The organism is Pseudomonas sp. B611, from assembly GCF_055407965.1.
In genome coordinates this window covers 521,861-534,262 of the sequence record NZ_JBUZST010000002.1, presented here as the reverse complement: position 1 = coordinate 534,262, position 12,402 = coordinate 521,861, and the positions used below count along the sequence as shown (strand labels likewise).

The following is a 12,402-nucleotide window of genomic DNA, read 5'->3' as shown; positions in this document are numbered from 1 at the left end:
GGGGCGCGTCGGTAAATAAAATTCGATGCGTAACAGACTGTTTTTTAGCCAGCTCGTTCATGCGCAACATCTTGTAAGGCCTAAATAGGGCCTTAACAGGACTGCCGCAGTGGCCGTCCGTAAATCCGACCAGTATCCTAGCACCTCCTCGCCCGCCGACGCTAAGACCAAGCGGGCAGCCCAACAGGTTTAAAAACGAATGAATGCTCTAGCCCGCCGCGCCGCAGGCCTGCTGTTCAGCACAGTTTGTCTGCCTCTTTCAGCCTTGGCTGCCGATCCACAACCCACCCATGAATTCACCCTGGATAACGGCCTCAAGGTCGTCGTACGCGAAGACCATCGCGCGCCAGTGGTGGTTTCCCAGGTCTGGTACAAGGTCGGTTCAAGCTACGAAACCCCGGGCCAGACCGGTTTGTCCCACGCCCTGGAACACATGATGTTCAAGGGCAGCGCCAAGGTCGGCCCAGGCGAAGCCTCGCTGATCCTGCGCGACCTGGGCGCCGAAGAGAACGCCTTCACCAGCGACGACTACACCGCCTACTACCAGGTGCTGGCCCGTGACCGCCTGGGCGTCGCCTTCGAACTCGAAGCCGACCGCATGGCCAGCCTGCGCCTGCCGGCCGACGAGTTCAGCCGCGAAATCGAGGTCATTAAAGAAGAACGCCGCCTGCGCACCGACGACAATCCCATGTCCAAAGCCTTCGAGCGCTTCAAGGCCATGGCCTTCCCGGCCAGCGGCTACCACACGCCAACCATCGGCTGGATGGCTGACCTGGAGCGCATGAAGGTCGAAGAGCTGCGCCACTGGTACCAAGCCTGGTACGTGCCGAACAACGCCACCCTGGTGGTGGTCGGCGACGTCACCCCGGACGAGGTGAAGAACCTGGCCCAGCGCTACTTCGGCCCGATCCCCAAGCGTGACGTGCCACCGGCCAAGGTGCCGATGGAGCTGGCCGAGCCCGGCGAACGCCTGCTGACCATGCGTGTACAGACCCAACTGCCCAGCGTGATCCTCGGTTTCAACGTGCCGGGCCTGGTCACCGCCGAAGACAAACGTTCGGTCCAGGCCCTGCGCCTGATCTCCGCCCTGCTGGATGGCGGCTACAGCGCACGTATCTCCGAGCAGCTGGAGCGCGGTGAAGAGCTGGTTTCCGCCGCCTCCACCAACTACGACGCCTACACCCGTGGTGACACCTTGTTCACCCTGTCGGCCACGCCGAACCAGCAGAAGAAAAAGACCATCGCCCAAGCCGAAGCCGGCCTGTGGCGCCTGCTGGACGAACTCAAGGCCAAGCCACCCACCGCCGCCGAGCTGGAACGCATCCGCGCCCAGGTCATTGCCGGCCTGGTCTACCAGCGTGATTCCATCACCAGCCAGGCCACGGCCATCGGCTCGCTGGAAACCGTCGGCCTGTCCTGGAAGCTGATGGACACCGAGCTTGCCGACCTGCAAAGCGTGACCCCGGAAGATATCCAGAAAGCCGCGCGCACCTACTTCACCCGCGAACGCCTCAGCGTCGCCCATGTCCTGCCTGAGGAGACCGCTCATGAGTGATCGCAAAAGCAGCCGCCTGATCTTCCCCGGCCTGATCGCCGTCACCCTGATCGCCGCCGGCGCCGTGTACTTCCTGCGCCCGAGCGAATCCATCGCCAGCCCGGCGCTGGAAAAGGCCCAGTCGGCCAATAAGCTGCAATCCTTGGCCGAGCTGGACGGCAAGGCGCCGACCAACCGCAAGCTCGACGTGCAAACCTGGACCACCGCCGAAGGTGCCAAGGTGCTGTTCGTCGAAGCCCATGAACTGCCGATGTTCGACCTGCGTATCCTGTTCGCCGCCGGCAGCAGCCAGGACGGCAACGTGCCGGGCCTGGCGCTGATGACCAACGCCATGCTCAACGAAGGCGTGCCGGGCAAGGATGTGAGCCAGATCGCCCGCGACTTCGAAGGCCTGGGCGCCGACTTTGGCAATGGTGCCTACCGCGACATGGCGCTGGTGTCCCTGCGCAGCCTGAGCGCCGGCGACAAGCGTGACGCGGCCCTGTCGCTGTTTGATGACGTGATCGGCAAGCCGACCTTCCCGGCCGACTCCCTGGCGCGCATCAAGAACCAGATTCTCGCCGGCTTCGAATACCAGAAGCAGAACCCGGCCAAGCTGGCCAGCCTGGAGTTGTTCAAGCGCCTGTACGGCGACCACCCTTACGCGCATCCAAGTGAAGGCACGCCCGAGAGCGTGCCGAAGATCAACCTTGCGCAGTTGCAGGGCTTCCACGCCAAGGCCTATGCCGCTGGCAATGCGGTGATTGCGGTGGTCGGCGACCTGACCCGCGCCGAAGCCGAAGCCATGACAGCCAAGGTGTCGGCATCGCTGCCCAAAGGCCCGGCACTGGCGAAGATCGCCCAGCCGACCGAGCCTAAAGCCGGCCTGAGCCATATCGAGTTTCCGTCCAAGCAGACGCACTTGCTGTTCGCCCAACTCGGCATCGACCGCGCCGACCCGGACTACGCGGCCTTGTCCCTGGGCAACCAGATCCTCGGCGGCGGTGGCTTCGGTACGCGCTTGATGAGTGAAGTGCGCGAGAAACGCGGCCTGACCTACGGCGTTTACTCCGGTTTCTCACCGATGCAGGTGCGCGGCCCGTTCATGATCAACCTGCAGACCCGCGCCGAAATGAGCGGCGGCACCCTGCGCCTGGTTGAGGAGGTGGTGGCTGACTACCTGAAGACCGGCCCGACCCAGAAGGAACTGGATGACGCCAAGCGCGAGCTGGCCGGCAGCTTCCCGCTGTCTACCGCGAGCAATGCCGATATCGTCGGGCAGCTGGGCGCGATGGGTTTCTACAACCTGCCGCTGAGCTATCTGGAAGATTTCATGAAACAATCCCAGGCCCTGACCGTAGAGCAGGTCAAGGCTGCAATGAACAAACACTTGAGCGCCGACAAGATGGTCATCGTGACCGCCGGCCCGACCACTGCGCAAAAGCCACTACCGCCCCCCACTGATAAACCCGCCGAGCAGCCGCTCGGGGTTCCGGAGCATTAATGGCCAGTTCATCTCGCCCGAAAAAACCCGTCCACAACGTACACAACGGTGTGGGCCAACTGCGCATCATTGGCGGTGAATGGGGCAGCCGCAAGCTGAGCTTCCCCGACGTCGTGGGCCTGCGCCCAACGCCAGACCGCGTGCGTGAAACCCTGTTCAACTGGCTCGCGCCGTACATCGGCGGGGCCAAGGTGCTGGACCCGTTCGCGGGCAGCGGCGCGCTGTTCCTCGAGGCGCTGTCCCGTGGCGCGGCCCAGGCCCAGGCGCTGGATGCAAGCAACGTGGCGGTGTCCAGCCTCAAGGAACACTTGGGCACCCTGCGCTGCACCAACGGCCAGGTGCAAACCGCCGATGCCCTGCGCTACCTGGAAACCCAGCCGGCCAGCGAGTACGACGTGGTGTTCCTCGACCCGCCGTTCAACCAGAACCTGCTGCCGACCGTGTGTGCGCTGCTGGAAGAACGCCAATGGCTGGCGCCGGATGCGTGGATCTACACTGAAAGCGAGACCGCGCCTTCCACACTCGGCCTGCCGGGTGCCTGGCGCCTGCACCGGGAACAGAAGTCCGGCCGGGTGTATTACGCGTTGTGGCACCGTTTGGTCGAAAGCGCCGCCTAACCTGTGGCGAGGGAGCTTGCTCCCGCTGGGGTGCGAAGCAGCCCCAAAACCGGCAACAGTGTTATGACTGAATACATACGGTGTTCTTGATGGGGCTGCTGCGCAGCCCAGCGGGAGCAAGCTCCCTCGCCACAGTGAGTTCACTTGCCACCGAGCGTGTCATGCAGCCTTCTTCCGACCTGTTCACCCCCGCCTTCGGCCTCGGCAACCCCCACCTGCAAACGCTGTGGGGGCCGCTGTGGCGCCCCACGACCCACATCGAACGCCAACGCGAGCGCCTGTGGCTGGAAGACGGCGACTTCCTCGACCTCGACTGGCACGGCCCCCACGACGCGCGAGCGCCGTTGGTGCTGGTGCTGCACGGGCTGACCGGTTCATCCAACTCGCCCTACGTGGCCGGCCTGCAAAAAGCCCTCGCCAGCCAAGGTTGGGCCAGCGCCGCGTTGAACTGGCGTGGCTGTTCGGGGGAGCCGAATCTGTTGGCGCGCAGCTATCACTCGGGCGCCAGCGAAGACCTCGCCGCCGCGATTGCTCATCTACGGGCCAAACGACCGTTGGCGCCGCTGTATGCGGTGGGTTATTCGCTGGGGGGCAATGTGTTGCTCAAGCACCTGGGTGAAACCGGCAGGGCATCGGGCTTGCAGGGCGCGGCGGCGGTGTCGGTGCCGTTTCGCCTGGATCAATGCGCGGACCGTATCGGCCTGGGCTTTTCGCGGGTTTATCAGAAGCACTTCATGCGTGAAATGCTGGCGTATATCCGTGTCAAGCAGCACCGGTTCTTGCAGGACGGCCGCGCGGACGGGCTGAAGACCCTGGAGGCCTTGGGTTCGCTGGAGAAGATGCGCACGTTCTGGGATTTCGATGGGCGGGTGACGGCGCCGTTGCATGGGTTTCTCAGTGCCGAGGATTACTATCGCCGCGCGTCGAGTCGCTATTACCTGGGCGAGATTCGTACACCGACGCTGATAATTCATGCGGTGGATGATCCGTTTGTGTTTGCTCACAGCTTGCCTGAGGCTAGCGAGTTAGCGGACTGCACCGAATTTGAATTACTGGCAAAAGGCGGTCACGTGGGATTTGTCGGCGGATCGCTCAAGCGCCCAAGCTACTACCTCGAACACCGCATCCCCCAATGGCTACTGACACAACACAATTAAAAGTGTGGGAGCTGGCTTGCCTGTGATGGCGGTGTGTCAGTTGATGCATGGGTAGCTGACACACCGCTATCGCAGGCAAGCCAGCTCCCACATTTCGACCGTGTTTACAGGTCGAAAAACTCAGTCGCCTGTCGCAATCGCCCGCTGTGGATCAGTAATCCACTCACTCCAAGACCCCGCATACAACTTGCCCAACGGATACCCCGCCAGGCTCAAGGCAAACAGGTTATGACACGCCGTCACCCCCGAACCGCAATACGCCACCAGCTCATCAGGTGAACGGCCTTTCAACTGATCAGCAAACCGTTGCTTGAGCTGCCCAACCGGCAGGAAACGCCCATCGCTGCCCAGGTTTTCACTGAACGCCGCACACTGCGCCCCCGGAATATGCCCGGCGACCGGGTCGATAGGCTCCACCTCACCGCGAAAGCGCGGCTGGGCGCGGGCATCAATCAGGGTCAAACCCGGCTGGCCCAGGCGTTTTTGCAGGTGCTCGGCGTCCAGCAACAAATGATTATCCGGCGTGCCGGCAAACGTGCCGGGCTCGATCACCGGCGCATCCAGGCTCAATGGAAAACCTGCGGCATGCCAGGCCTTGAGGCCGCCATCGAGGATAAACACACCGTCACGCTTGCCCAACCACGCCAGCAACCACCACGCCCGGGCGGCAAACGCGCCGGGGCCGTCGTCATACAGCACCACGTCGGTGTCGGCATTGATGCCCCACGCCCGCAGTTGCTGCACCAACGTCTGCGCGGCTGGCAGCGGGTGACGACCGGTCACGCCCTTGGTCACCGGCCCACTGAGGTGGCGCTCCAGGTCGGCGTATTGCGCGCCCTCGATATGCCCTTCGGCGTAGCTGCAACGCCCATAATCCGGGTCTTCAAGGGCAAAGCGGCAATCAAGGATCACCAGCCCGGGCGACTGTTGGCGCTCGGCCAATGGCTGGGGGCTGATCAGTTGGGCAAGCGGCATGACGGACTCCTGTGGACAGATTCGGGAAAGGTCCTACTTCACTTCTTCCAGTGCCTGATTCAACGGCACGTAAAACTCTTTGAACAACGCGTCTACCGCGTCCTTGGCCTCGGGCGTGACAAACCCGGCCTCCAGCACCAGCACCTGATACACCCCGCGCTTGATCGCCTCGGCGCTCAAGCGGTCGGAATTTTCATTGGTGGTGCACAGGAAGCGCACCCACGACGTGAGGATGATCCACGCGTTGAGGGTCAGGGCTTCGGTCTGGATCGGGTCCATATTGAGGATGCCTGCGTCGACAAACCCCCGGTAGATCGCATTGCCCTGGATCAGGCAGCGCTGGGAAAAACGCCGGTAGCCGGTGGCCAGTTCCGGATCGCTTTCCAGCAGGTGTTCAAGGTCGCGGTGCAAGAAACGATAGCGCCACATGCCCGCCAGCAAGGCCTGCAAGTAGAAGCGTTTGTCCTGAACGGTGGCGGCGCGCCCCTGGGGCGGACGCAGGAAACTGTCCACCAGGGCTTCGTATTCGCGAAACAGCACGGCGATGATCGCCTGCTTGTTGGGGAAGTGGTAGTACAAGTTGCCCGGGGAAATTTCCATATGGGCAGCAATATGGTTGGTGCTGATACTGCGCTCGCCCTGCTGGTTAAAAAGCTCCAGGCTGGTTTGCACAATGCGCTCGCTGGTCTTTACTCGTGGTGCCATAGGGGAATCAGCTTCTATACACGTGATGGGGCATCTTACGGCCTATCCAGGCCGGGATAAAACTGCATGTTGCTGCAATGTTATTTGACAATTTAGAGCAATGACTCTAAAAATCCAGGCAGACCTATAACAACCGGGAACTGCGCCATGTCTGCCAACGTTGCCTACCTGCAAGATTCCCAGGCGCTGGAACACCTCCAGGACCTGTTCGACGCCCAACAACGCGCCTACGCGGCCAACCCGATGCCGCCAGCCGGCCAACGCCAGCAATGGCTCAAGGCCCTGCGTGACCTGCTCAGCGACGAACGCCAGGCGTTGATCAACGCCATCAGCCAGGATTTCAGCCACCGCAGCGCCGACGAAACCCTGTTCGCCGAACTGATGCCCAGCCTGCATGGCATTCATTACGCCAGCAAACACCTCAAAGGCTGGATGAAACCCTCGCGCCGCGCCGTGGGCATTGCCTTCCAGCCCGCGTCCGCCAAAGTCATCTACCAACCGCTGGGCGTGGTCGGGGTGATCGTGCCGTGGAACTACCCGCTGTATCTGGCCATTGGCCCGCTGGTTGGGGCGTTGGCGGCGGGTAACCGGGTGATGCTCAAGCTCAGCGAATCCACGCCTGCCACCGGCGAATTGCTCAAGACGCTACTGGCGAAGATCTTCCCCGAAGACCTTGTGTGTGTGGTGCTCGGCGAGGCCGATATGGGCATCGCGTTTTCCAGGCTGCGCTTCGACCACCTGCTGTTCACCGGCGCCACCAGCATCGGCAAGCATGTGATGCGCGCGGCGGCCGAACACCTCACGCCGGTCACCCTGGAGCTGGGCGGCAAGTCGCCGGCCATCGTCTCTGCCGATGTACCGCTCAAGGACGCCGCCGAACGCATCGCCTTCGGCAAGGCCTTGAACGCCGGGCAAACCTGCGTGGCGCCAGACTACGTGCTGGTGCCGGAAGATCGCGTGGAGGGCTTCGTCGAGGCCTACACCCAAGCGATTCGCGGGTTTTACCCGACCCTGGCCGACAACCCGGACTACACCGCCATCATCAACGAACGGCAATTGGCGCGGCTCAACGCCTATGCCAAGGACGCCACCGACAAGGGCGCCACCCTGATCCCGCTGTTTGATCAGGGCCAGGCACGGCGCATGGCCCACAGCCTGTTGCTGAATGTCAGCGATGACATGACGGTGATGCAGGACGAAATCTTCGGCCCGCTGCTGCCGATCGTGCCGTATCGCGGCCTTGACCAGGCGTTTGCCTACATTAACCAGCGCCCTCGCCCGCTGGCCCTGTATTACTTCGGCTACAACAAGGGCGAACAGAACCGCGTGCTCCACGAGACCCATTCCGGCGGCGTGTGCCTGAACGACACCCTGCTGCACGTGGCCCAGGACGACATGCCGTTCGGCGGCATCGGCCCCTCGGGCATGGGTCACTACCACGGCCACGAAGGTTTCCTCACGTTCAGCAAAGCCAAGGGTGTGCTGGTGAAACAACGCCTGAACGCGGCGAAGTTGATTTACCCGCCTTATGGCAAGGCGATCCAGACGTTGATCCAGAAGCTGTTTATCCGCTGATAACACCACTCTCGGGATAACAATAAAAATGAACCCCAGCCTGACTGAAACACCCGCGCTGTCACGGCGCGGCGTCTTGAAAATCGGCCTGTGCGCCAGCGCTTTCCTGGCCACCGCCGGGCTCGGCGCCAGCCTCAGCGGCTGCTCCAGCAGCACGCCCGCCAGCGGCTTTGTGATGTTGCGCAGCAGTGACCTGCCGTTCCTGCGCGCCGTGATCCCGGTGCTGCTCGAAGGCGTGGCCAGCGCCGAGGCCGTCACCCGCGGGATCGAAGACACCCTGAAAAAGCTTGATTTCAGCCTGCAACGCCTGTCGCCGGAGATGTTCAAGCTCACCCAGCAACTGTTTGACGTGCTGGGCATGGGCATCACCCGTGGGCCGTTGACCGGAATCTGGGGCAGTTGGGAAAACGCCAGCAGCGAACAGATCCGCAACTTCCTGCATCGCTGGGAGAACAGCTACCTGAACCTGCTGCGCATGGGCCAGGGTTCGTTGCTCAAGCTGGTGATCATGGCGTGGTACTTCCAGCCGGCGTCCTGGGCCCATTGCGGCTATCCCGGGCCTCCCAAGATCTAGCCTTGATAACCCAATCAAAACTGTGGGAGCTGGCTTGCTCGCGAAAGCGGTGGGTCAGTCAAATAATCCGTCACTGATACACCGCTTTCGCGAGCAAGCCCGCTCCCACATTTAGATCGCAACTTCGTAGCGACCGACACCTATAACAACAAGAGTGCACGCCCATGCCCGTACCCGATCTGTTCCGTGATGGCCTCGCCCGTGGCTGGAAAACCCACAACGGCGCCGCCCTCGACAGCGACCTGACCCTGGAAGCCGACGTCGCCATCATCGGCAGTGGCGCCGGCGGCGGCACCACCGCCGAGATCCTCAGCGCCGCCGGCTACAAGGTGCTGCTGATCGAAGAAGGCCCGCTCAAGACCAGCAGCGATTTCAAGCTGCTCGAGGACGAGGCCTACACCAGCCTGTACCAGGAAGGCATCGGCCGTATGAGCAAGGACGGGGCGATCACCATCCTGCAAGGCCGGGCGGTGGGTGGCACCACGTTGATCAACTGGACGTCGAGCTTTCGCACGCCGGACGCCACCCTTTCCCACTGGGCCAGCGAATACGCGGTGAAGGGCCACAGCAGCGCCGAGATGGCGCCGTGGTTCGAAAAAATGGAGCAACGCCTGGGCATCGCGCCGTGGGCTATGCCGCCCAACCCCAATAACGACGTGATCCGCAAAGGCTGCGAAAAGCTTGGCTACAGCTGGCATGTGATCCCGCGCAATGTGCGTGGCTGCTTCAACCTGGGGTATTGCGGCATGGGTTGCCCGGTCAACGCCAAGCAGTCGATGTTGGTGACCACCATCCCGTCCACCCTGGAAGCCGGCGGCGAGCTGCTCTACCTGGCCCGCGCTGAACGCCTGAAGTACAGCGGCGACACCATCAGCAGCCTGGAATGCGTGGCCATGGACGATCTGTGCGTGGCACCGACCGGTCGCAAGATTACGGTGAAAGCCAAGCACTACGTGCTCTCCGGCGGCGGTATCAACAGCCCGGCGCTGCTGATGCGCTCGGATGCCCCCGACCCGCATTCGCGGGTGGGCAAACGCACTTTTCTGCACCTGGTGAATTTCTCTGCTGGGCTGTTCGACGAAGTGATCAACCCGTTCTATGGTGCGCCGCAGTCGATCTATTCCGACCATTTCCAGTGGCAGGACGGCACCACCGGCAAAATGTCGTACAAGTTGGAGGCGCCGCCCTTACATCCAGCGTTGGCCAGCACCCTGCTGGGCGGCTACGGCGAACAGAACGCCCTGGACATGAGCCAATTGCCCAACACCCACGCCATGCTCGCGCTGTTGCGGGACGGTTTTCACCCCGACAGCCCCGGTGGCACCGTGGATTTGCGCGGTGATGGCACGCCGGTGCTCGACTATCAGGTTTCGGACTACGCCTGGGACGGCCTGCGCCGGGCCTTCCACAGCATGGCCGAGATCCAGTTCGCGGCGGGCGCCAAGTCGGTCAAGCCGCTGCACCATGATGCGCGCTACGTGAAAACCCTGGGCGAAGCCCGCACGATGATCGACGAACTCAACCTGGAACTGCACCGCACCTGCCTGGGCAGCGCCCATGTGATGGGCGGTTGCGCCATGGGCGAAGACCCGAAAAATGCAGTGGCTGACAGCCTCGGGCGCCATCATCAATTGCGCAACCTGTCGATCCACGACGGTTCGCTGTTCCCCACCAGCATTGGGGCCAACCCGCAATTATCGGTGTATGGATTGACCGCGCAACTGGCGACCGCGTTGGCCGAACGTCTGAAAACGGCGTGAAAAAACACGGTCTATCGTGGTTTCTTCTACATAAGTTGACTTGGCCGACCGGGATGGCTGCGATACCATCCGGTTCCCCAACGGACTCCGCCAGGACGACGCGATGAACCGAGTGTTGTACCCAGGTACCTTCGACCCGATTACCAAAGGCCATGGCGATCTGGTCGAACGCGCCTCGCGCTTGTTCGACCATGTGATCATCGCGGTCGCAGCCAGCCCCAAGAAAAACCCGCTGTTTCCCCTGGAACAGCGCGTGGAACTGGCGCGCGAGGTCACCAAGCACCTGCCCAACGTGGAAGTGGTGGGTTTTTCCACGCTGCTTGCGCACTTCGCCAAAGAGCAGAACGCCAATGTGTTCCTGCGCGGCCTGCGCGCGGTGTCGGACTTCGAATACGAATTCCAGCTGGCCAACATGAACCGCCAACTGGCGCCGGACGTGGAAAGCCTGTTCCTCACGCCGTCGGAACGTTATTCGTTCATTTCCTCGACGTTGGTCCGTGAAATCGCCGCTTTGGGCGGAGATATCACCAAGTTCGTCCACCCCGCCGTGGCCGATGCGCTGACGTTGCGCTTCAAGAAGTAAGACTCACTGTGGCGAGGGAGCTTGCTCCCGCTGGAGTGCGCAGCGCTCCCAGGATTTTGGGGCCGCTTCGCAGCCCAGCTGGAGCAAGCTCCCTCGCCACAGGGACTGCGCTCGTCGCTAGGGTTTGCCACAGGCTCGCACTGCGGGCGCCAATGCGGCACAATTGCGCGCATTAGTTTTCAGATGCCCTGGCTGACAGCCCTGGCAGGAGTTTCCATGTCCCTGATCATCACCGACGATTGCATCAATTGCGACGTCTGCGAACCCGAGTGCCCGAACGCTGCCATTTCCCAAGGTGAAGAGATCTACGTGATCGACCCGAACCTGTGCACGCAGTGTGTCGGCCACTATGACGAACCTCAGTGCCAGCAGGTCTGCCCGGTGGATTGCATTCCGTTGGATGAGGCTCATCCGGAGACGGAAGAGCAGTTGATGGACAAGTACCGCAAGATTACTGGCAAGGCCTGAGCGTCTCTGATCATTCCCACGCTCCGCGTGGGAATGCCGCCATGGACGCTCCGCGTCCCACCACTGCAAGGGTGACGCAGAGCGTCACGGGATGCGTTCCCACGCGGAGCGTGGGAACGAGCGGTTCATACAATCAGCTCTGGCACCTAGGGCAAAACACACTCGCCCGCTGCCCCAGCATCACATTGCGCAACTCAGTCCCACACACCTTGCACGCCTCATTCCCCCGGCCATAAACGAACAGCTCCTGCTGGAAATACCCCGGCTGCCCATCCCCACCGATAAAGTCGCGCAATGTCGTACCGCCCCGCTCGATCGCGGCGGTCAGGATGCGTTTGATCTCGATCGCCAGCTTCAAATAACGCGCCCGCGAAATACCGCCCGCCTCCCGACGCGGATCGATCCCCGCCGCAAACAGCGCTTCGGTCGCATAGATATTGCCCACGCCCACCACCACCGCGTTGTCCATGATGAACGGTTTCACCGCCATCGAACGGCCACGGGACAGTTTGAACAAGCGCTCGCCATCAAACAGGTCGGTCAACGGCTCGGGCCCCAGGCGGATCAGCAGTTCGTGGTTGTGCGGGTCCTGGCTCCAGAGCATGGCGCCAAAACGCCGTGGGTCGGTGTAGCGCAGGGCCAGGCCGGATTCGAGTTCGATATCCACATGCTCATGCTTGAGCGCCGGCAGCCCGACTTCCACCAGCCGCAGGTTGCCTGACATGCCCAAATGGCTGATCAGCGTGCCCACTTCGGCGTTGATCAACAGGTACTTGGCCCGCCGCTCCACCAACACGATGCGCTGCCCGGACAGGCGCACATCAAGGTCTTCCGGGATCGGCCAGCGCAGGCGCCGCTCGCGCACGATCACGCGGCTGACGCGCTGGCCTTCCAGGTGCGGTGCGATACCGCGCCGGGTGGTTTCGACTTCGGGCAACTCGGGCATAGGT

12 protein-coding genes are annotated in these 12,402 nt (G+C 62.4%); 9 read left to right on the top strand and 3 right to left on the bottom strand.

Annotated features, from left to right (window positions below):
- Nucleotides 1-199 precede the first annotated feature (199 nt).
- From ACZRMO_RS07470 to ACZRMO_RS07455, 4 genes are all read left to right on the top strand, one after another.
- Entirely contained in the window at nt 200-1,555 is a 1,356-nt protein-coding gene (locus ACZRMO_RS07470) for a M16 family metallopeptidase (protein ID WP_124526769.1), read from the top strand.
- A complete protein-coding gene (locus tag ACZRMO_RS07465; RefSeq protein WP_124526770.1) occupies nt 1,548-3,038 on the top strand; it encodes a M16 family metallopeptidase in 1,491 nt (496 codons plus the stop codon). Before ACZRMO_RS07470 ends, ACZRMO_RS07465 begins: the two co-directional genes overlap by 8 nt.
- The gene (gene rsmD, locus ACZRMO_RS07460; protein ID WP_124526771.1) at nt 3,038-3,655 is read left to right on the top strand and encodes a 16S rRNA (guanine(966)-N(2))-methyltransferase RsmD; all 618 of its coding nucleotides are present in this window, start codon (nt 3,038-3,040) and stop codon (nt 3,653-3,655) included. The genes ACZRMO_RS07465 and rsmD overlap by 1 nt, the downstream gene beginning before the upstream one ends.
- 161 nt (nt 3,656-3,816) lie before the next feature.
- The gene (locus tag ACZRMO_RS07455; protein WP_463972407.1) at nt 3,817-4,812 is read left to right on the top strand and encodes a hydrolase; all 996 of its coding nucleotides are present in this window, start codon (nt 3,817-3,819) and stop codon (nt 4,810-4,812) included.
- 120 nt (nt 4,813-4,932) lie between these two features.
- Here the strand turns inward: ACZRMO_RS07455 and ACZRMO_RS07450 are convergent, their stop codons facing one another.
- Nucleotides 4,933-5,787 (bottom strand): sulfurtransferase, encoded by an 855-nt coding sequence (locus ACZRMO_RS07450; protein ID WP_463972406.1) that lies wholly within the window; start codon nt 5,785-5,787, stop codon nt 4,933-4,935.
- Between the two features lie 33 nt (nt 5,788-5,820).
- Complete coding sequence (locus ACZRMO_RS07445; RefSeq protein ID WP_463972405.1) at nt 5,821-6,492, bottom strand: TetR/AcrR family transcriptional regulator; 672 nt, start codon at nt 6,490-6,492, stop codon at nt 5,821-5,823.
- Between the two features lie 147 nt (nt 6,493-6,639).
- On the opposite strand from ACZRMO_RS07445, the gene ACZRMO_RS07440 reads away from it, so the two are divergent.
- The 5 genes from ACZRMO_RS07440 (at nt 6,640) to ACZRMO_RS07420 (ending at nt 11,452) form a co-directional block, all read left to right on the top strand.
- Nucleotides 6,640-8,067 carry a coniferyl aldehyde dehydrogenase gene (locus tag ACZRMO_RS07440; protein ID WP_124526775.1) on the top strand — a complete coding sequence of 476 codons (1,428 nt, stop codon included), beginning with the start codon at nt 6,640-6,642 and terminating at the stop codon, nt 8,065-8,067.
- A gap of 28 nt (nt 8,068-8,095) precedes the next feature.
- A complete protein-coding gene (locus tag ACZRMO_RS07435) occupies nt 8,096-8,641 on the top strand; it encodes a twin-arginine translocation pathway signal protein (protein WP_463972404.1) in 546 nt (181 codons plus the stop codon).
- Nucleotides 8,642-8,805: 164 nt separating this feature from the next.
- Nucleotides 8,806-10,401 carry a GMC family oxidoreductase gene (locus ACZRMO_RS07430; RefSeq protein ID WP_463972403.1) on the top strand — a complete coding sequence of 532 codons (1,596 nt, stop codon included), beginning with the start codon at nt 8,806-8,808 and terminating at the stop codon, nt 10,399-10,401.
- Between the two features lie 103 nt (nt 10,402-10,504).
- Nucleotides 10,505-10,984, top strand: coding sequence for a pantetheine-phosphate adenylyltransferase (gene coaD, locus ACZRMO_RS07425; protein WP_003176711.1), 480 nt, complete (start codon nt 10,505-10,507; stop codon nt 10,982-10,984).
- A 216-nt stretch (nt 10,985-11,200) separates the two neighbouring features.
- Nucleotides 11,201-11,452, top strand: coding sequence for a YfhL family 4Fe-4S dicluster ferredoxin (locus tag ACZRMO_RS07420; protein ID WP_017734768.1), 252 nt, complete (start codon nt 11,201-11,203; stop codon nt 11,450-11,452).
- Nucleotides 11,453-11,585: 133 nt separating this feature from the next.
- On the opposite strand, the gene mutM is transcribed toward ACZRMO_RS07420, so the two are convergent.
- Entirely contained in the window at nt 11,586-12,398 is an 813-nt protein-coding gene (gene mutM, locus ACZRMO_RS07415; protein WP_463972402.1) for a bifunctional DNA-formamidopyrimidine glycosylase/DNA-(apurinic or apyrimidinic site) lyase, read from the bottom strand.
- Between the last annotated feature and the right edge of the window lie 4 nt (nt 12,399-12,402).